Here is an 18,292-nt window from a genome sequence, read left to right as displayed (position 1 = left end):
ACCTCAGCATACGCGCTCGGTGCCCGGGTGTCCGGGGCTTCGCGCTCACGACAGACGGCCTGGATTCAGGAGAGAACAGCCCAGACGATCTTCCCGTACGGCGACAGCGCGGACCAGCCCCAGCGAAGGCTCAGCGACTCCACGATGTGCAGGCCGAGCCCGCCCACATCGAGTGGTCCCGGGTAGCGCAGCACGGGCACGGCGGCGGCGGGATCGGTGAAGGCGCAGGTGACCAGCGCGCCCCTGCGCACCAGCGACATGCGCACGGGCTCGTGGTGCCGGACCTCGTCCAGCGTCAGGCCGTGGCGGAGCGCGTTGGTGGCGAGCTCGGAGACCACTAACTCCATGCTGTCGACCAGCTCGCCCATCCTCCAGCCCGCGAGCGTGCCGGAGGTGAAACTGCGGGCGGAGTGGACGGAGGAGGCCGCGGGAGGCAGGACGAACGTCGCGCTGGCGCCGATCGCCGTGCCGGGGACGAGGAGATCGCGCGCCGCCTCAGGCCACCAGCCGACCGGGGGCCACCAGTCGAGCGTGGTCCACAGGCCGAGGGGTTTGGTGGACTGCACGTTGATCATTCTGGGGCAGAGTCTCGTGCAGGTGCAAGAGCGAATGCACGTGCAGAAGCGATTGCCAGCCGCTACGGTTTGCCGTGTATCGGTGAATCGTGTGGCAAAGGGGGATCTTGTCGCGACCCATGATCTTTGGGGCGCGAAGTGACAGACTGTGTGGTACGGAAACGACCAAGGAGCAGCACGTGTCCATGGATCCGCCGGGTTCTGGCTCAACCGTTCGGCGCATCATGCTCGGCGCCAGCCTGCGTCGCCTGCGCGAGCAGCGCGGACTCACCCGCGATGTGGCCGGCTTCCACATCAGGGCCTCCGAGTCCAAGATCAGCCGCATGGAGCTCGGCCGCGTCGGCTTCAAGACACGTGATGTGGAAGACCTGCTCACGCTGTACGGCGTCGTCGACGACGCCGAGCGGCGTGCCCTGCTGGAGATGGTCCGCGAAGCCAACACCCCCGGGTGGTGGCACAAGTACTCAGCCGTCCTGCCCCAATGGTTCTCCACCTACGTGGGACTGGAGGAGGCCGCCAGCCTGATCCGCACCTACGAGGTGCAGTTCGTGCCGGGCCTGCTGCAGACGGCGAACTACGCGAGGGCGGTCTACCAGCTCGGCAACCCCGATGCCACCTCCCGGGACATCGACCAACGCGTGCATCTGCGTATGCAGCGTCAGGAGCGCTTCACCAGAAAGGACGGCCCCCGTCTGTGGGCCGTCATCGATGAGGCGACCCTGAGGAGGACCATCGGCGGGAGAGAGGTCATGTCCGAACAGCTTCAGCATCTGCTGCACGTGGCGACCTTCCCCAACATCACCATTCAGGTGATGCCCTTCAGGTACGGCATGCACGCCGCCGAAGGGGGCGCGTTCAGCATCATGCGGTTTCCCGAGTCCGACCTGTCGGACGTCGTCTACGTCGAACAGCTCTGGGGTGCCCTGTACCTGGACAAGCGTGAGGACATCGACCCGTACCTCACCGCCATGGAGCAGCTGTGCGTGGAGAGCACCACGCCGGGCGGCACCGTTGAGCTCATCGACGGTCTTCTCAGAAAGATGTAGATGGAGCACACCTACAACGGCATGCCCGCCACCGACCTGACCGAGGTCGCCTGGCGGAAGAGCCGCTACAGCAACTCGCAGGGCAACTGCGTGGAGCTCGCGGAGCTCCCCAACGGCGGGATCGCGGTCCGCAACTCGCGCTTTCCCGAGGGCCCCGCGCTGATCTACACCCGCGACGAGATCCGGGCGCTGGTGCTCGGGGTGAAGGACGGGGAGTTCGACGGCCTGCTTGTTTAACACGGTGTTCACCTCCGGCGCACCCGCGTAACCCGGGTGCGCCGGAAGGGAAATCGTCCGGATTCATGTCTCAAGCACGATCTCCTCATGCTCGACCAGATGACGCTGTACCCGATCGCCGACGACGTGCTCATCGCACCGGGCGGCAGGGTCGTGATCCGCACCTATGGTGTCGCCTCCGCCGTGCACGACGGAGAGGTCTCCTATCGCACCTGGGTCACCGGGGTGCGTGACCAGCCGCGCTACTGGCACTGGGGTCACTTCGAGGACGCCGCCTCAGGGCACAGGCGCGTCCTGGAATGGCTGACGGGGCGCGGTCCCCAGCCGGTTCCCGCCGTGGCCTGATATCATCCCGAGCAATCGCTTGGTTCGATCTCGGGAGGTCGTGGTGCGGCGAGGTATCCACCTGCTCGAGGAAGTCGACTTCCGGCCGATGAACTCCCGGCGGCCACTGGAGTACCTCACCTGGCTGACGCGCTACAAGGAGGAGGACGCCACCCGCGACGCGCCCGAGCTGACCGAGGGGATGTCCATCCGCTCGCGCGAGATCGACCTCGTCGGCGCCTTCTACGCCGTCGGCATCACCGGGCACCCGCAGTTCAAGGCCGTCACGCTGTGGGACTGCCACGGCGGATGGGAGGGCGGCTGGCGCCAGATGATGGAGATCTACTCGGGCGTCGACTCACGGCTCTTCCTGTCCGACATCGACGACCTGCGCTTCTCGGCGTTCTCCCGGCCGCTCGGCGCGGTCCACGGCAGCCCGCCGCTCGCCTCGGCCGCCCCCGCGCCGCTGTTCCTGTTCGAGAGCGCCACGGTACGGCCCGGCGCCGCCCTCGACTACCTGGAGGCCGTCCGCGCCGAACGCCTGCCCATCCTGCGCGACCACGGGCACGAGCTCGTCGGCCTGTACGAGGTGCTGATGTGCGATACCGAGGTCGTCACCGTGTGGGGCACCACGCTCGACGCGCACCTGGCCGTCCAGCGGGCCAGGGACGCCGCCCTCGGGCTCGACGACGAGGTCTCACCCGACGAGCGGCTGCTGACCTGGGGGAAAAGGGCCCGCGACTACCTGTCGGGGCCCTGGAGGGAGACCATGCTGGTGCCCTTCCCCGGCAGCAGGCTCGCGCCCTAGACTGGCGCGTTCCAGTTGAGGATCACCGGCTCGGCGTGCTCGAACCCGAGCCGCGAGTAGGTGCCCGTGTCGAGCTTGAAGAACCTTCCGTTCTGCGGGGGCAGGCCCAGCCACCTGGCGGCCAGCACGCGAAGGAAGTGGCCGTGCGCGACCAGCGACACCTGGCCCTCCACGGCCTTGGCCCGCGCGATCACCCTGTCGGCCCTGGCCGCCACCTGCTCGGCGCTCTCGCCCGGATGGTCGGCGTCACCGGGGATCACGCCGTCGCGCCACAGATACCAGCCGGGACGCCCCTCGCGGATCGTCGGCGTGGTGATGCCCTCGTAGCCGCCGTAGTCCCACTCCCACAGGTCGGGATCGACCTCGTAGTCGGTCAGGCCCGCGAGCTCCGCCGTACGGCGGGCCCTGGCGGCGGGGCTGACCAGCACCAGGCCGAACGAGCGCGCCTTCACCAGCGGGGCCAGCGCCCTGGCCTGGTCCTCGCCGTTGGGGGTCAGCGGCAGGTCGGTGCGGCCCGTGTGCCGGCCCGTCCTGCTCCACTCGGTCTCGCCGTGTCTCAAGAGCAACATTTCATCCATAGCAGGACCATCATCGCCGACCGGCCGCTTCCGGGCCTCCCCGGGGCGGCGTCGGTTGACCTCAACTCGACTTGAGGTTGCATCGTTGCGGTGAAGCCGCCGAACGGATGGAGAAACATGCGCGCCGTCGTCCTGCACGCCTACGGACCCGCGGGGAACCTGACCTACGAGACGGTCGACGACCCCGTCCCCGGCGCGGGCGAGGCGCGCGTCGTGGTGAAAGCCGCGGGCGTGCATCTCATCGAGACCCTGTTGCGCACCGGCGTCACGATCGGGCCGCCGGTCCCCGAGCTGCCGGCCATCTTCGGCGGCGAGGTGGCGGGCGTCGTGGACGCCGTCGGTCCCGGCGTCGACGAGTCGTGGATCGGCCGCCGGGTGGTGACCGGCAGGAGCAGACCCGGCGGGTACGCCGAGCTCGGCGTCGCCTCGGTGGACTCGCTGCACGCCGTACCCGACGGGCTCGGGTTCGAGGAGGCGGTGGCCATGATCGTGACGGGCACCACCACCATGGCCCTGATCGAGCTCGGGGCGCCCACGGCCGACGACGTCATCCTGGTCAACTCGGCGGCGGGCGGCATCGGCAGGCTGCTCGTGCAGCACGCCCGCGACATCGGCGCCGAGGTCGTCGGCGCGGCGGGCGGGGCCGCGAAGGTGGCGACCGTGCGGGGCCGGGCGGTCGACTACGACGTGCCGGGATGGAGCTCGCAGGTCGGCGAGGTGACGCTGGTCTTCGACGGTGTCGGCGGCTCCCGAGGCCGTGAGGCGTTCTCGCTGCTGACCCCCGGCGGGCGGCACATCGTGTACGGCAACGCCTCCCGCGAGGAGGCGGGCGGGCCCACGCCGGAGGAGGTGAAGGCGAAGGACATCACGTCGATCTACGCGATCGAGCGGATCCTCGCCTGGCCCGGCGGGCTGCGAGGGCTGGAGGAACGGGCACTGGCGGAGGCGGCGTCGGGCCGCCTGAAGCCCGAGGTGCGGACGTTCCCGCTGGCGGAGGCGGCCGCGGCCCACGCGGCGCTGGAGAGCCGCGCGACGACCGGCAAGGTCGTCCTCATCCCCTGACCGGCCAGGGGGCAGGGAGGTCGGGGCCCGCCGCGGGCAGGCCGCCCCGGGAGCGCGTCGGGATCAGTGGCCGGCGAGTTCCTCCACGATGGGGGCGAAGGCGTCCAGGTCGCGTTCGTGATGGAGGACGTAGTAGGAGACGTCGTGGGTGTCGCGCCAGTGGCGGAGCTTGTCGACGACGTCCTGCCTGGTCCCGAGGAGCACCTGGGGTGTCTCGCCCTGGGGCGAGGAGTCGGCGGCGCTCCACGACTCCCTCGACCGCTCGGTTCCGAGCTGCTGGATGCTCGTCCCGAGCTCCACGCCGGAGTAACGGCCGGCCGCCGCCTCACGGACGACATCGATCTTGGCGAGGAACGCGGACAGCCCGCCGTCGGCGCCGTCGGGGCCGCTGCCGTCGGCGCGGACCCGCATGCCGAGGTTGATCACGTCCGCCTCGCGGGCGGCCAGGCGGAGCATGCGCGGCCCGCCCCCGCCCAGCAGCAGGCGCGGATGGGGCCGCTGGACCGGCTTGGGCTGCTGGTCGAGCGCGTCGATGCGGTAGTGCGCGCCGGTGAAGGAGAATGGCGCGTCACCCCAGAGCCCCTTCAGCACGGCCACCGCCTCGGCCAACCGGGAGACGCGCACGCCGGGAGGTTCGAGCTCCAGGCCCACCGCGGCGTAGTCCGCCGCCATCCAGCCGGTGCCGAGGCCGAGCTCCAGGCGTCCGTCGGACAGCAGATCGAGGGTGGCCGACTCCTTGGCGAGCACGGCGGGGTGCCGGAAGTCGTTGGCGACCACGAGGGTGCCCACCCTGAGCCGCGTGGTGGCGCAGGCGGCGGCCGTCATCGCCGCGAAGGGGGCCATCCGGGGGCCGACGAGGTGGTCGGGTACCAGGAGCACGTCGAACCCGCCGGCTTCCAGCCGCCTGGCCTTCTCCGCCCATGCCTTGCCCGACTCGGCCTGCCGTACGACCGCCGCGAACCTGAACCGCCGCACCGCGCCTCCCGACCAAGCGTTTGGTTCACTAGCCTAGGTCGGGCGGGCCGGGCCGTACAGGGCGCCCCTCCGGTCCTGTACGGCCCGTCGATGCCGGTCAGCGCCGGTTCAACAGCCCGAGCGCGACGCCGCCCATCCCCACGGCCATGACCAGCCACGCGACCCCTGCGAACACGTTCCCCAGCCCCGCGAACCACGAGATCGGGATCACCACAGGAGCCACGATCAGCGCGATCGCCGCCCACGTGGGCGCGCTCTTGCCGAGCAGCGTCGCGACGCCCAGCAGGAGGAACCCCACCAGGCCCAGCAGGAACGCCATCCCGAGGATCGAGGTGGGAAGGCTCTCGTTGTAGGCGGTGTAGAGCTTGGTCAGCGTGGCGGGGTCCAGGCCGGCCTTGATGCCGGCGTACAGCACGTCGTCCGAGTTGCCGCTGATCGGAACGATCAGGACGAAGGCGAGGATCATGGCGACGAGGCCGAGGACGGGCCGGCCCGCGCGGGCGACCCTGGCCACGCCGAGCGCGCCGGGGATGATGGTGAAGGCGCTGATCGCCGACAGCCAGGCGAGCAGCGGGTAGGAACCCGCGCCGTCGACGAACTGGCGCACGTACGCCTCGCCCTCGGCGGTGACGTTGCCCGGCGCCAGCAGGATGGACACGGCGATGGCCAGCGGCGAGAACACGGCCGAGGCGATCATGGCGTAGCGGGCGAAGGTGTCGGCTCCCGACCGGGGAGTCGTCTCGAGACTGGTCATGGTCCGAGCGTCCGCCCGGCGCGGATCTCGCGCATGAGTAGGTCCCTACTCAATCTTGTTTTACCAAGCGCTTGCTCAGACACTGTTGGGCATGGACGTGCGCGCGACGACCGACGACGAGGTCGCCTTCTTCCAAGCCAACGGGTGGGTGCGGCTTGCCCGCCTGGTCGATCGGGCCACGGTGGCCGACCTGCGCGAGCGCGCCCTCGCGCGGCTGAGCGAGCGGTCGAGGGTGCGCGCCACCCTCGTCGACCGGGCCTTCGGCCAGTCACGCGACATCGCGCGCGAGGACGAGCGATTCGGCGAGCTGACCGGACGCCTGGCTCCCGTCGCGGTGCGGCTGCTGGCCGGCGTCGCCGCGGTCCGGATGCAGGTGACCAACCTGCTGGTGAAGGAGGCCAGCCACGAGGGAGAGCACGGCGCGACGCCCTTCCACCAGGACTTCCCTTGGATGCCGATGGACCGCTCGGCCATGCTGACGGTCTGGCTGGCCCTGGCCGACGTGCCCGCCGACATGGGCGCGCTGCGCTTCTACAGCGGCTCGCACCGCCACGGCCTGCTCGGCAGGAGCTTCACCGCGGCGGGGGACGACCAGCTCACCCAGCATCCATGGCTGAAGGAGCTGGAGCTGTCGCCGCCACTCGACCTGGAGGCGGGCGACGCGACCGTCCATCACTCGCTGACCGTGCACGGCGCGCCGGCCAACCGGCACGAGTCGCCGCGGCTGTCGTTCACCGTGACCTACTTCGACGCCGACACGCTCTACACCGGCATGCCGTACGGCCAGACGGACGGCCTCGGACTGGAAGTGAACAAGCCCTTCGACCATCCGAGGTTCCCGTGCCTTGGACAGTGAGCGGTTACAAGGACGATCTCGGCGCGACGCTCATGCACGAGCACGTCTTCGGGCTGAGCCCCGAGATCCTGTGGAACTGGCCCGACATCCCCGAGGGCTGGGACCTGGAGACGCGTGCGAGGGAGGCGGCGGCCAAGCTGGACGCGCTCAAGGCGGCGGGCATCGACGCGATCGTCGACCTGACCGTGGTCGGTCTCGGCCGCTACGTGCCCGCCGTCCAGCGGGTGGCCGAGCTGACCGAGCTGACCATCGTCGCCGCCACGGGGCTCTACACCTACGACGCGCTGCCGCCCTACTTCGGCAACAGGGGACCTGGCAGCCTGTTCGGCGGGCCTGACCGGCTGGCGGAGTTCTTCGTCAGGGACATCACCGAGGGCATCGGCAGGACGGGCGTGAAGGCGGCGATGCTCAAGTGCGCCTCCGACCACCTCGGCATGACGCAGGGGTGCGAGCGGGTGTTCAGGGCGGTCGCCGAGGCGCACGTGGCCACGGGAACGCCCATCACCACCCACAGCGCCCAGCCGGGCGGGCTGGAGCAGCAGCGGGTCCTGGCCAAGGCGGGCGTGGACCTGGGCAGGGTGGTGATCGGACACGCGGGCGACTCCACCGACCTGGCCTACCTGGAGGAGCTCATCGCCAACGGCTCCTACCTGGGCATGGACCGCTTCGGGATCGAGTCGATCAGCTCTTTCGACGACAGGGTGGACGTGGTCGCCAGGCTGTGCGAGCGCGGCCACGCGGGAAGGCTCGTCCTCTCCCACGACTCCTACTGCTTCAACGACAGGTTCGACCCCGACGTCGTACGGCGGCGGCACCCCAACTACCACCTGCTCCACATCCCCACCGACGTCCTGCCGGAGCTGCGAAGACGGGGCGTCACCGAGGAGCAGATCCACCAGATGCTCGTCGACAACCCGCGGAGGATCTTCGGATGGACTTCGACGTCACCCAGGACTGGCACGTCGCCTCGCCGTACGACTTCCTGAGGCGGCTGCGGCGCGACCGGCCGGTCTTCCGCAGCGAGCACCTCGGCGCCTACGTCCTGACCAGGTACGCCGACGTGCGCGCCGCGTACGGCGACCCGCGCGGGTTCTCCTCCAAGGGCTCGCTGACGATCTCGCGCAGCCTGACGGAGGAGACCAGGAGCAAGCTGGGCGAGCACGGCTCGTTCCTGTCGAGCTTCGTGGCCAACGTCGACCCGCCCGACCACACCCGCCTGCGCCGCTCGGTCTCGCGGGCCTTCACCCCCCGCGCGGTTGCGGCGCTGGAACGGCGCTTCCGCGAGCTCAACGAGGACCTGCTCGACCGCATGGCGGGCCGCGGCGACGCCGACTTCGTCCAGGAGATCGCGCACGAGCCCTCGGTCAAGCTGACCGCCGCCTTCATCGGCGTGCCCGCCGCCGACGAGGAGTTCGTCCAGCGGAGGGTGAAGGAATGGTTCCAGCTGTTCCTGTCACCGCAGCCGCCCGACAGGCAGCTCGAGCTGGCCGATGGCTTCCTGACCTACCTCGACTACGTCGACAGGCTGGTCGCTGCCAGGGCCAAGGATCCGCAGGACGACTTCACCTCGCTCATGACCTCGCTCATCGGCAAGGAGCTTTCCCACCGCGAGGTGGTCGAGCTGATCTCCACGATCCTGCTCGGCGGCAACGACACCGTGCCCAACCAGCTGGGCAACAGCGTCCTGCGCCTGCTCAGGGAGGGCCTGTGGCCGGTGCCGCCCGAGCGGGTGGCGAACGCCGTCGAGGAGTGCATGCGCATCGACGGCGCCTCGCTCGGCTCCTTCAGGTTCGCCACCACGGACGTCGAGCTGCACGGCGTGACGATCCCCGCGGGGGAGCTCGTGCTGCTGTCCACCGACTCCGCCGCCCACGACGAGACCGTCTTCCCCGACCCCGAGACCTTCGTGATCGACCGGCCGAACGCCGACGCGCACCTGGTCTTCGGCTACGGCATCCACTTCTGCGTCGGCGCCGCCCTCGGCCGCCTCCAGCTGCGCACCGCCCTCGACGTGCTCGGCGCCCGCCTGCCTGGACTCCGCCTGGCCGAAGGCGCGCCCGTCGCCTACCGCAGGTCGATCGTCGGCCGCGGCCTGCAGTCGCTGATGGTCGAGTGGTGAGCCGTTTCGACGGCAAGGTGGCGCTGGTCACCGGAGGCGGCTCGGGCATCGGCGCGGCCTGCGCGGCCAGACTCGCCGCCGAGGGGGCCTGCGTCGGCGTCGCCGACCTGCGCTCGGCCGCGGCCAAGGGCACGGCGGCGGCGATCAGGGCGAGGGGCGGCAGCGCCATGGCCATCACCTGCGACGTCTCCGACGAGGCGCAGGTCGCCGCGGCTGTGGCGGACCTGGTGGCCGGCTTCGGCAGGCTGGACGTGCTGCACTCCAACGCCGCCTGCCTCGACCGCGACGTCTACGGCCGCGACGGCGACCTGGCCGACCTCGACGTCGCCGTGTGGGACAGGACGATGGCGGTCAACCTGCGCGGGGCCATGCTCGTGGTCAAGCACACCGTCCCCGCGATGCGGAGCGGAGCCGCGATCGTGATCACCTCCTCCCTGTCGGGGCTGCTCGGCGACGTCGACCACGCCGCCTACGGCACCTCCAAGGCGGCCATCGGCGGCTTCGTCCGCTACGTCGCCACCATGTACGGCGGGCGCGGCGTCCGCTGCAACGCCGTCGCCCCCGCGCTCGTCATGACCGAGGCCGCCAGGCTGGCCCTCGGCCCCGGCCGCCTGGCCGACAAGGCCGCCGAACGGCTGCTGCCGTGGCCGTGCGAGGTGGAGGACGTGGCCGCGCTGGTCGCCTTCCTCGCCTCCGACGAGGCGCGCTGCGTCACCGGCCAGACGCTGGTGATCGACTCGGGCACCTCGGCGCATCGGCCCGAGCACGCCATCCATACGTGGCAGGGCCTAGAGTGACGCCCCATGGAGCCATTGGCGGTAGGACTGGTGGGCGCGGGGCCTTGGGCGGAGATGGCGCACGCGCCGATGCTGGCCAGAGGACCGCACACGAGGCTCGCGGGCGTGTGGGCCCGCCGTCCCGAGGCGGCGGCCAGGCTGGGCGCTCCCGTCTACGAGCGGATCGAGGAGCTGTTCGACGCGGTCGAGGCGGTGGCCTTCTGCGTGCCGCCGGCCGTACAGGCCGAGCTCGGGGTGCTGGCGGCCAAGGCGGGCAAGGCGCTGCTGCTGGAGAAGCCGCTGGCGGCCGACCTCGACGGCGCGCGCAGGCTCGCCGACGCCGTGGCGGAGGCGGGCGTGCCGTCCCAGATGCTGCTCACGATGCGCTACTCGCCGCAGGCGCGGGACTTCCTCGCCAGGTGTGCCGAGGTCGGGGCGTTCGGCGGCCACGCGGCGGCCATCTCGAACACGCTCCCTCAGGGTGGGCCTTTCGCCACCCCGTGGCGGCTGGAGCGCGGCGCCCTCCTCGACGTGGGGCCGCACGTCATCGACCTGCTCGACGCCGCCCTCGGCAAGGTGGTCGGGGTCCGCGCCCACGGCGACCCGCTCAGGTGGACGGGCCTGCTCCTCGACCACGAGGGCGGCGCGGTCAGCGAGGTGTCGCTGTCCATGGCAGCCCCGGAGTCCTCGCCCACGCGCGTCGAGGTGTACGGCGCCGCGGGCATCGTCCGGCTGCCCGCCATCGAGGACGACCCGCTCGACGTCGTCGCCGAGGAGTTCGCGGCGACCGTCCGGCGGGGCGGCGGCCATCCGCTCGACGCGGCACGCGGGCTCCACCTGCAGGAGATCATCGCCGAGGCGGAGGCCCAGCTCACCACCCCTTGACTTCGCCCCCACGCGGAGGATTGATAGCGTTTGTCCGACGCGCAGCGTTTGCAGCGAAGTCCGGTGTGAATCCGGCGCTGTCCCGCAACTGTCATAGCCAGGTCGCCTGCCGCCGCGCCGACGTCATCAACCCTCGTGGAAAAGGGTGATCCGTCGCGTATTCGCGGGTCTCTCGGTTCCGACAGTGTGAAAGGAATACTCGTGAGGCCCGTAAGCATGGCCTTCGCGGGCGCGCTGCTGGGAACGGTCGTCCTGGCCGGCTGCGGCCAGACTCCCGCCCCCGCCCCCGCCCCCGCCTCCAGCGCCCCCACCGCCCCCTCGTCGAGCGCCCCCGCCGCCGACGCAGCCTTCCCCGCGACCGTCCAGGCGGGCAACGGCGCGGTCACCGTCGCCAAGAGGCCCGAGCGCATCGTCTCGATCTCGCCGACCGCCACCGAGACCCTCTTCGCGATCGGGGCGGGCCCCCAGGTCGTCGCGGTCGACGACATGTCCACCTACCCCGCCGAGGCCCCCAAGACCGACCTGTCGGGCTTCAACCCGAACGTCGAGGCGATCATCGCGCACAAGCCCGACCTCGTCGTCGCCTCCGACGACAAGGTCGCCGCCCAGCTGGCCAAGGTGAACGTGCCCGTCCTGGTGGAGCCCGCCGCCACCAAGATCGACGAGGCCTACGACGAGATCATCGACCTCGGCGTCGCCACGGGCAACAAGGCCAAGGCCGACGAGGTGGTCTCCGGCATGAAGGACAAGCTGGACCAGCTCGCCTCGGGAGCGCCGCAGGGCAAGAAGCTCACCTACTACCACGAACTCGACACGACGCCCTACGCCGCGACCTCCACGACCTTCATCGGCCAGATCTACGGAATGTTCGGCCTGGTCAACGTCGCCGACAAGGCTCCCGAGGCGGCCGGCGGCTACCCCAAGCTGTCGGCGGAGTTCGTCGCGCGGACCGACCCCGACCTGATCTTCCTGGCCGACGTGAAGTGCTGCCGGCAGAGCAAGGAGACGCTGGCCAAGCGGCCCGGCTGGCAGAACCTCAAGGCCGTCAAGAACGACCGCGTCATCCAGCTCGACGACGACATCGCCTCCCGGTGGGGTCCGCGCATCGTGGACCTGGCCACCGCGATCGGCGACGCCGTGCGCAAGGCCGACGCGAGCCAGTGAAGCCGCGCGTGCCCGCCAGGGCCAGACCCCTGTGGGTCGCCGCCGCCCTCGTGGCCCTCGCGATCTCGATGCTCGCGGGACTGCTGGGCGGCGCGGCCGGCATCTCGCCCTGGCAGGTCGTGCTCCAGGCCGTCGACTGGCTGCCAGGCGTCCACGTCGACTCCGGTCTCGCGCCCATCGAGCGGGACCTGTTATGGCAGATCAGGCTGCCAGGCGTGCTGATCGCCGCCACCGTCGGCGGGCTGCTGGCCATCGCGGGCGGCGGCTACCAGGGCGTGTTCCGCAACCCGCTGGCCGACCCGTACCTGCTCGGGGCGGCCTCCGGCGCGGGCCTCGCGGTCACGATGGTGATCGTGCTCCTGCCCGGCAGCGCCGCGAGCGTCCCGCTGGCGGCCTTCGCGGGCGCGGTCGGCGGTGTCTTCCTCGCCTACGCCCTCGGCAACACCGCGGGCCGCTCGGGCGGCACCGCCACGCTGGTGCTGGCGGGCGTGGCCGTCACGTCCTTCCTGACCGCCATCCAGACCTTCGTCCAGCAGCTCAAGGTCGAGGAACTGCGGCGCATCTACTCGTGGATCCTCGGCGACGTCAGCGGCGGATGGGACCAGCTGGCGCTGGTCGCGCCGTACGCGCTGGTCTCCACCGTCCTGCTCCTGCTGCACGGGCGCATGCTCGACGTGCTGTCCGTCGGCGACGAGGAGGCGACGGCCCTGGGCGTCAGGGCGGCAAGGGTAAGGCTCGCTGTGCTCTTCGGCGCGTCCCTGGCCACCGCCGCAGCCGTCGCCGTCAGCGGGCTCATCGCCTTCGTCGGCATCGTCGTCCCGCACGTGGTGCGCCGCCTGGCGGGTGGCTCCTACCGCATCGTGCTGCCGCTCTCACTGATCGGCGGCGGCGCGTTCCTCGTCCTGGCCGACCTCATCGCCCGCACCGTCATGGCCCCCGCTGAGCTGCCCATCGGCGTCGTCACCGCCTTCATCGGCGCGCCCTTCTTCGTCGGCGTCCTGCGCATGACCAGGAAGGCGGAGATGTGATCGAGACCCGCGAGCTGTCGGTGGTCCTGGGGCAGCGGGAGGTGCTCTCCGAGGTCTCGCTGACGGTACGGCGGGGCGAGTGGCTGGCGGTGATCGGGCCCAACGGCGCGGGCAAGTCCACGCTGCTGCGCGCGATCATGGGGTTGGTGCCCCGCGCGGGCTCGGTCCTGTTCGACGGGGCACCGCTCGGCAAGGCGAGGGAGCGGGCGAGACGGGTCGCCTTCGCCCCCCAGATGCCCGCGCTCCCCGCGGGCATGACCGTCTTCGACTACGCCATGCTGGGCCGCACGCCGTACATCCCCTATCTCGGGCGGGAGAGCAGGAGAGACAGGGACGTGACCGCCTCGGTGCTCGACCGGCTCGACCTGACGGGGCTGTCGGGGCGGCGGGTCGAGAACCTGTCGGGCGGCGAGCGGCAGCGGGCCGTGCTGGCCAGGGCGCTGGCCCAGGAGGCGCCCGTCCTGCTGCTCGACGAGCCCACCACCGCCCTCGACCTCGGGCACCAGCAGCAGGTCCTCGAACTCGTCGACCAGCTCAGGCTCGCCGACGGGCTGACCGTCGTCACCACCCTGCACGACCTCAGCCTGGCCGGGCAGTACGCCGACACGCTGCTCCTCGTCGCGGAGGGCCGCGCGGTCGCCGCGGGCAAGCCCGTCCAGGTGCTGACCGAGGAGCTGGTCGGCAGGCACTTCGAGGCGCACGTCAAGATCGAGCCGGGCCCAGACGGACGGCCCGTCGTCCACCTGGTGAGGGGCCGTTGAAGCTGTCATATCGCGTCGAGGACGGGGCCAGGCTCGGCTCGCTGCTGTGGGAGTTCGGGCCCGGGTGGCGGATGATCTCCTCGGCGATGCTCGGCGGCGGCATCGGCCCGCGCTCGTGGGTGCTGAACGCCCAGGTCGTCGCCGGATACTCGCGCATGGACCCGATCGATCACCTGGCGTCGCTGGGCCCTGGAGGGCAGGGCGTCGGCATGATGACCGCGGCCTCCGTCGACCGCCGCACGACCGGCTCGGACGGCGGCGTCGAGGCGGTCGCGACCGTCGGGCTGCGCGTCCCCACGTGGGCCGCGGCCCCTCCCGGTCACCTCGACCCCGAACTGGCTCCGCTGCGGGTCGGCACCATCAACCTCATGATCACCGTCCCCGTGGCGATGACCGACGCGGCCCTGGTCAACGCCGTCATGACCGCCACGGAGGCCAAGACGCAGGCACTCATCGAGGCGGGCTTCCCCTGCACGGGCACCGCCTCCGACGCCGTCTGCGTCGCCGTGCCCGCCTCGGGCCCCGAGGAGGTGTTCGGCGGGCCGCGCTCCGACTACGGCTCCAGGCTCGCCCGCGCCGTCCACGCGGCGGTACGGCAGGGCGCCGCCGACTGGCGCCCGCGCGGCACCGGCTGACCACCCGCCGCCTTCACGGGGAGAAACCGTAGTCCTCCCTGGCCGACCGCTCGCTGACCCGGCCCGCCTTGAGGTCGGCCTCGACCATCGCCCTGTCCCTGAGCAGCGGCGAGCCGAGCCCGCCGCCCCCTGTCGTCTCGACGACGAACGCCTCTCCCGCCTGGAACGGCACGTTGTTCGCCTTGGCGGGAAGCCGCTCGACCGAGCCGTCCGCATACCGCTTGAAGAAACCGCCCAGCCTGCCCGGCAGCCCGCCGTCCCGGCCGGGTGGGGCGTTGCGCAGCCGGTCGCCGCGCGTCGTCACGTGGCAGGGGGCGAGGAAGCGCAGCACCGTGCGCGAGCCGAGGCCGCCCCTGAACGTGCCGGGGCCGCCCGAGTCGGGGACGGTCTCGATCGACTCCACGATCAGCGGACAGCGCGTCTCCACCGGCTCGGCCTGCGGCACGGAGTTCCGGCCGATCCCGAAGTGCACGCCCGTCGCGTCGGGCCCGTCCAGCCCGCGCCGCGCGCCCACGCCGCCGAAGTCGTAGGAGAGGTGGATCCAGTACGGCGCGCCGACGGCGGCGATCGAGAACGGCTGGAGGATGCCGCTGGCGGCGATCGCCCGCTCAGGCATCGCGTCGGACAGCGCCTGGAAGATCGCCTCCATGGCCGCGTAGATCGGCACGAACCTGCCGCCGCACGGGTGCGGGGGCCTGGCGTTCAGCAGCGACCCCTCAGGCAGGCGCACGTCGATGGCGCGCAGGCAGCCGTCGTTCATGGGGATCGTGGGGTCGAGGAAGCAGCGCACGGCGAAGACGGCGGCGGCCAGCGACTGCGAGGAGGAGGAGTTGATCGCGGCGGGCACCTGCGGGCCGGTCCCCTCGAAATCCACGACCACGTCCGCGGCCCCGGTCGTGACCGCGACCGCGACGGTGTGTGTCCTTTCGGGGTGGACGCCGTCGTCGTCGATCGGGTACGAGGCGGTGAAGCGGCCGCGCGGCAGACCGGCCAGCGCGGCGCGGGTGCGGGACTCGGTGTAGTCGAGGTAGGCGTCGATCCCGCGGGCCAGGCCGTCGGCGCCGTACTCGGCGACGAGGGAGGACATGCGCGAAGCCGCGACGGCGGTGCCCGCGACGAGCGCGCGCACGTCGCCCATCACCTTGTCGGGTGTGCGCGAGTTGGCGCGCAGGATGGCCTCGACGGCGGGCTCGAGACCGGCCGTGGTGGCCAGGCGCACGGGAGGGAGCTGGAGGCCTTCGAGGAAGATGTCGGTCGCCAGGGGCGCCATGCCGCCCGCCGACAGGCCGCCCAGGTCCGAGACGTGGATCATCGTGGCGGTGAAGTAGGCGGGCACCCCCGAGACGAAGACGGGGCGGTAGACGAGCAGGTCGTTGGTGTGGACGCCACCGCGGTAGGCGTCATTCATGACGTAGACGTCGCCCTCCTCCATGGCGTCGAGGGGATGGTCGGCCAGCACCGACGGCAGGGCCACCTTGAGCGCCATGCTGTTCATGAGCGTGGTGGCCATGGACTGGGCGATCAGCCGTCCCCCTGCGTCCAGGACGGCGGCGGAGGCGTCGGAGCCCTCGACGACGAACGTGGAGTAGGCCGAGCGGACGACGACGACGCTCGCCTCCTCCGCCGCGACGACCAGGGCGTTGCGCAGGACCTCCGCGGTCAGGGCGTCGTTCACGCCGGGTCCTCCTCGCGGGTCGTTCGGGTGAGGACCACGGCGCCGTCGTCCGCGAGGGCGGCGCTCCAGCCAGGGGGGACGACGATGGTGGACTCCGGGTCCTCGACGATGGCGGGGCCCGCGAGGCGGGTGAGGGCGGCGCGGGTGAGCACGGGCACCTCGACGTAGCCGCCGTGTTCGGCGAAGTAGGCGGCCCTGCGGCCGGGGCTCGCGGACGGCTCGCGTGCGATCCGCCACGCCGTGTCCTTGACGGAGGAGACGCTCAGCCGGAGGCGGAAGCCGACCAGCTCGATCTCGCCCTCCTGCGCTATGCCGTACACCTGCCGGTACTTCTCGAAGAAGGCGCTCGCCACGGACGGTCCCCACGGGACGGTGAGCTCGTGCGCCTGGCCGCGGAAGCGGACGTCCACCGAGCGCTCGACGCGAACGTCGGCGGAGTCGGCGGTGATCGCGAGGTCGTCGCGGGCCGCGGACTCCAGGGAGCCGAAGACGGCTTCAGGATCGGGGGCCGACAGCGCGGACAGCACGCGCTCGGTCGACAGCTCGCCCGCGAGCAGTCCTGCGGCCGAGGCGACGCCGCACAGGGCGGGCACCACGACCGTGCCGATGCCGAAGCGCTCGGCGACCCTGGCGGCGTGCATCGGGCCCGCGCCGCCGAAGGCGACCATCACGAACCCGCGGGGGTCGATCCCGCGCTGCACGGTCACCACGTGCACCGCCGACCCCATGGCCGCGCCGACGATCTCGTGTACGGCGTGCGCCGCCGCCTCGCGCGAGACCCCGAGCGGCCCCGCCACCCCGTCCAGCGCCTTCTCCGCCGGCTCGGCGGAGAGCGGGAAGGCCGTGAAGGAGCCGGGGGAGAGGTAGCCGAGGACCAGGTTCGCGTCCGTGACGGTGGGGGCGGAGCCGCCCAGCCCGTAGCAGGCCGGCCCTGGCGAGGAACCCGCCGAGCGCGGGCCCACGCGTAACGCGCCCGCCGTGTCCACCCACGCGATGCTGCCGCCGCCCGCGCCCACCTCGGCCAGGTCGATGGCGGGCGTCTTCACCGGCACTCCCGTGCCCGCCCTCCGGCCGCCGAAGCTGCCCTTGCCGCCGACGTGGAACTCGTGGGTGATCTCGGGCCTGCCGTTCCTGATGACGCAGGTCTTGGCCGTGGTGCCGCCCATGTCGAAGGAGATCACCTCGGGATGGCCGGTGAGCGCGGCGGCCAGGACGCCCGCGGCGGGGCCCGACTCGATCGTCGCCACCGCCCTGCGCGCGGCCTGCGTGGCGGACATGACGCCGCCGCCCGACTCCATGACGTGCACGGGGGCGGTGATGCCCAGGGAGGCGAGCCCCTCCCGCAGGCGGCTGAGGTAGGACGACATGAGCGGCCCGACATAGGCGGACATGATGGTGGTCGTGGCGCGCTCGTACTCCCTGAACTCGGGCCACACCTCCGACGAGATCACCACGTCCGGCACGTACTGCTTGAGCACGGCGGCCACCTGGCGCTCGTGCGCCGGAGCGGCGTAGGAGTGCAGGAGGCACACGGCGGCCGAGGTGATGCCGCGGGCGGCGATCTCGCGGCCGGCCCGCCGTACGGACTCCAGGGAGAGCGGGACGAGCACCGAGCCGTCGGCGGCGACGCGCTCGTCGACCTCGAAGCAGTCCTCGGCGGCCACGGGTGGAATCGGCGGGGTGAAGCGCAGGTCGTAGCGGTCCTCCTCCACCCGCGCGTACCGGCCGAGCGGGATGACGGAACGGAATCCGCGCGTGGTCACGAAGGCGACTCGCACCCCTGTGCGCTCCAGGACCGCGTTCGTGGCCAGCGTGGTGGCGTGCACCACCCTCTTGACCAGGGAGGGGGTGGCATCCTCGAGCACTTGAGAGATACTGGACATGATGCCCGTGAGGGGGTCGCCGGGCGTGCTGAGGCACTTGGCGACGGATACCTCGCCGTGCGGACCGCGCAGCACGGCGTCCGTGAACGTGCCGCCAACGTCGACCCCAATCTGGTACTCCACGTCGATACGGTAGGACTCAAGCAAGCGC

The 18,292-nt window shown here is 71.6% G+C and carries 20 protein-coding genes and 1 riboswitch; of the genes, 14 read left to right on the top strand and 6 right to left on the bottom strand.

Annotated features, from left to right (window positions below; translation table 11 throughout):
• Positions 1 to 65: 65 nt before the first annotated feature.
• Positions 66 to 575 carry an ATP-binding protein gene (locus tag AB0B45_RS03305; protein ID WP_358124443.1) on the bottom strand — a complete coding sequence of 170 codons (510 nt, stop codon included), beginning with the start codon at positions 573 to 575 and terminating at the stop codon, positions 66 to 68.
• 224 nt (positions 576 to 799) lie between these two features.
• Between AB0B45_RS03305 and AB0B45_RS03300 the strand changes: the two genes are divergently transcribed.
• From AB0B45_RS03300 to AB0B45_RS03285, 4 genes are all read left to right on the top strand, one after another.
• A complete protein-coding gene (locus tag AB0B45_RS03300; RefSeq protein ID WP_358124440.1) occupies positions 800 to 1,621 on the top strand; it encodes a helix-turn-helix transcriptional regulator in 822 nt (273 codons plus the stop codon).
• Complete coding sequence (locus AB0B45_RS03295) at positions 1,622 to 1,858, top strand: DUF397 domain-containing protein (RefSeq protein ID WP_358124437.1); 237 nt, start codon at positions 1,622 to 1,624, stop codon at positions 1,856 to 1,858. It abuts the gene before it with no gap.
• A gap of 87 nt (positions 1,859 to 1,945) precedes the next feature.
• Positions 1,946 to 2,203: a hypothetical protein gene (locus AB0B45_RS03290; protein ID WP_358124435.1), complete on the top strand. Its 258-nt coding sequence runs from the start codon at positions 1,946 to 1,948 to the stop codon at positions 2,201 to 2,203.
• A 43-nt stretch (positions 2,204 to 2,246) separates the two neighbouring features.
• Entirely contained in the window at positions 2,247 to 2,990 is a 744-nt protein-coding gene (locus tag AB0B45_RS03285) for a hypothetical protein (protein ID WP_358124432.1), read from the top strand.
• Here the strand turns inward: AB0B45_RS03285 and AB0B45_RS03280 are convergent.
• Complete coding sequence (locus AB0B45_RS03280; protein ID WP_358124429.1) at positions 2,987 to 3,568, bottom strand: histidine phosphatase family protein; 582 nt, start codon at positions 3,566 to 3,568, stop codon at positions 2,987 to 2,989. The genes AB0B45_RS03285 and AB0B45_RS03280 overlap by 4 nt on opposite strands.
• Before the next feature lie 117 nt (positions 3,569 to 3,685).
• Between AB0B45_RS03280 and AB0B45_RS03275 the strand changes: the two genes are divergently transcribed.
• Positions 3,686 to 4,630: a zinc-binding dehydrogenase gene (locus AB0B45_RS03275; RefSeq protein WP_358124426.1), complete on the top strand. Its 945-nt coding sequence runs from the start codon at positions 3,686 to 3,688 to the stop codon at positions 4,628 to 4,630.
• A 63-nt stretch (positions 4,631 to 4,693) separates the two neighbouring features.
• Here AB0B45_RS03275 and AB0B45_RS03270 read toward each other — a convergent pair whose 3' ends face one another.
• Positions 4,694 to 5,605 carry a TIGR03621 family F420-dependent LLM class oxidoreductase gene (locus tag AB0B45_RS03270; protein ID WP_358124423.1) on the bottom strand — a complete coding sequence of 304 codons (912 nt, stop codon included), beginning with the start codon at positions 5,603 to 5,605 and terminating at the stop codon, positions 4,694 to 4,696.
• A 97-nt stretch (positions 5,606 to 5,702) separates the two neighbouring features.
• Positions 5,703 to 6,359, bottom strand: coding sequence for a hypothetical protein (locus tag AB0B45_RS03265; RefSeq protein WP_358124421.1), 657 nt, complete (start codon positions 6,357 to 6,359; stop codon positions 5,703 to 5,705).
• Positions 6,360 to 6,450: 91 nt separating this feature from the next.
• Between AB0B45_RS03265 and AB0B45_RS03260 the strand changes: the two genes are divergently transcribed.
• From AB0B45_RS03260 to AB0B45_RS03220, 9 genes are all read left to right on the top strand, one after another.
• The gene (locus AB0B45_RS03260) at positions 6,451 to 7,215 is read left to right on the top strand and encodes a phytanoyl-CoA dioxygenase family protein (RefSeq protein WP_358124418.1); all 765 of its coding nucleotides are present in this window, start codon (positions 6,451 to 6,453) and stop codon (positions 7,213 to 7,215) included.
• Positions 7,200 to 8,201, top strand: coding sequence for a phosphotriesterase-related protein (locus tag AB0B45_RS03255; RefSeq protein ID WP_358124415.1), 1,002 nt, complete (start codon positions 7,200 to 7,202; stop codon positions 8,199 to 8,201). Before AB0B45_RS03260 ends, AB0B45_RS03255 begins: the two co-directional genes overlap by 16 nt.
• The gene (locus AB0B45_RS03250) at positions 8,147 to 9,334 is read left to right on the top strand and encodes a cytochrome P450 (protein WP_358124411.1); all 1,188 of its coding nucleotides are present in this window, start codon (positions 8,147 to 8,149) and stop codon (positions 9,332 to 9,334) included. Before AB0B45_RS03255 ends, AB0B45_RS03250 begins: the two co-directional genes overlap by 55 nt.
• On the top strand, positions 9,331 to 10,131 hold the full coding sequence (locus AB0B45_RS03245) for an SDR family oxidoreductase (RefSeq protein ID WP_358124408.1): 801 nt from the start codon (positions 9,331 to 9,333) through the stop codon (positions 10,129 to 10,131). The genes AB0B45_RS03250 and AB0B45_RS03245 overlap by 4 nt, the downstream gene beginning before the upstream one ends.
• A 6-nt stretch (positions 10,132 to 10,137) precedes the next feature.
• The gene (locus tag AB0B45_RS03240) at positions 10,138 to 10,995 is read left to right on the top strand and encodes a Gfo/Idh/MocA family oxidoreductase (RefSeq protein ID WP_358124405.1); all 858 of its coding nucleotides are present in this window, start codon (positions 10,138 to 10,140) and stop codon (positions 10,993 to 10,995) included.
• A 10-nt stretch (positions 10,996 to 11,005) separates the two neighbouring features.
• Positions 11,006 to 11,124: riboswitch (cobalamin riboswitch) on the top strand.
• A gap of 72 nt (positions 11,125 to 11,196) precedes the next feature.
• Positions 11,197 to 12,159 carry an ABC transporter substrate-binding protein gene (locus AB0B45_RS03235; RefSeq protein ID WP_358124402.1) on the top strand — a complete coding sequence of 321 codons (963 nt, stop codon included), beginning with the start codon at positions 11,197 to 11,199 and terminating at the stop codon, positions 12,157 to 12,159.
• 68 nt (positions 12,160 to 12,227) lie between these two features.
• A complete protein-coding gene (locus tag AB0B45_RS03230; RefSeq protein WP_358124738.1) occupies positions 12,228 to 13,187 on the top strand; it encodes an iron ABC transporter permease in 960 nt (319 codons plus the stop codon).
• On the top strand, positions 13,184 to 13,948 hold the full coding sequence (locus AB0B45_RS03225; RefSeq protein WP_358124399.1) for an ABC transporter ATP-binding protein: 765 nt from the start codon (positions 13,184 to 13,186) through the stop codon (positions 13,946 to 13,948). The genes AB0B45_RS03230 and AB0B45_RS03225 overlap by 4 nt, the downstream gene beginning before the upstream one ends.
• Positions 13,945 to 14,583 carry an adenosylcobinamide amidohydrolase gene (locus AB0B45_RS03220; protein ID WP_358124396.1) on the top strand — a complete coding sequence of 213 codons (639 nt, stop codon included), beginning with the start codon at positions 13,945 to 13,947 and terminating at the stop codon, positions 14,581 to 14,583. Before AB0B45_RS03225 ends, AB0B45_RS03220 begins: the two co-directional genes overlap by 4 nt.
• A gap of 13 nt (positions 14,584 to 14,596) precedes the next feature.
• Here AB0B45_RS03220 and AB0B45_RS03215 read toward each other — a convergent pair whose 3' ends face one another.
• Complete coding sequence (locus AB0B45_RS03215) at positions 14,597 to 16,258, bottom strand: hydantoinase B/oxoprolinase family protein (RefSeq protein WP_358124394.1); 1,662 nt, start codon at positions 16,256 to 16,258, stop codon at positions 14,597 to 14,599.
• Positions 16,255 to 18,264: a hydantoinase/oxoprolinase family protein gene (locus AB0B45_RS03210; protein ID WP_358124391.1), complete on the bottom strand. Its 2,010-nt coding sequence runs from the start codon at positions 18,262 to 18,264 to the stop codon at positions 16,255 to 16,257. The genes AB0B45_RS03215 and AB0B45_RS03210 overlap by 4 nt, the downstream gene beginning before the upstream one ends.
• Positions 18,265 to 18,292: the final 28 nt, after the last annotated feature.

Source organism: Nonomuraea sp. NPDC049152 (assembly GCF_040648355.1).
Taxonomy (GTDB): domain Bacteria; phylum Actinomycetota; class Actinomycetes; order Streptosporangiales; family Streptosporangiaceae; genus Nonomuraea.
This window is presented reverse-complemented; position numbering and strand designations above follow the sequence as displayed.

Coding starts and splice junctions, on each gene's coding strand:
- AB0B45_RS03300 (WP_358124440.1), top strand. CDS start 800: ATGCTCGGCGCCAGCCTGCGTCGCCTGCGCGAGCAGCGCGGACTCACC.
- AB0B45_RS03290 (WP_358124435.1), top strand. CDS start 1,946: ATGCTCGACCAGATGACGCTGTACCCGATCGCCGACGACGTGCTCATC.
- AB0B45_RS03230 (WP_358124738.1), top strand. CDS start 12,228: ATGCTCGCGGGACTGCTGGGCGGCGCGGCCGGCATCTCGCCCTGGCAG.
- AB0B45_RS03295 (WP_358124437.1), top strand. CDS start 1,622: ATGGAGCACACCTACAACGGCATGCCCGCCACCGACCTGACCGAGGTC.
- AB0B45_RS03280 (WP_358124429.1), bottom strand. CDS start 3,568: ATGGATGAAATGTTGCTCTTGAGACACGGCGAGACCGAGTGGAGCAGG.
- AB0B45_RS03250 (WP_358124411.1), top strand. CDS start 8,147: ATGGACTTCGACGTCACCCAGGACTGGCACGTCGCCTCGCCGTACGAC.
- AB0B45_RS03275 (WP_358124426.1), top strand. CDS start 3,686: ATGCGCGCCGTCGTCCTGCACGCCTACGGACCCGCGGGGAACCTGACC.
- AB0B45_RS03260 (WP_358124418.1), top strand. CDS start 6,451: ATGGACGTGCGCGCGACGACCGACGACGAGGTCGCCTTCTTCCAAGCC.
- AB0B45_RS03305 (WP_358124443.1), bottom strand. CDS start 575: ATGATCAACGTGCAGTCCACCAAACCCCTCGGCCTGTGGACCACGCTC.
- AB0B45_RS03265 (WP_358124421.1), bottom strand. CDS start 6,359: ATGACCAGTCTCGAGACGACTCCCCGGTCGGGAGCCGACACCTTCGCC.
- AB0B45_RS03240 (WP_358124405.1), top strand. CDS start 10,138: ATGGAGCCATTGGCGGTAGGACTGGTGGGCGCGGGGCCTTGGGCGGAG.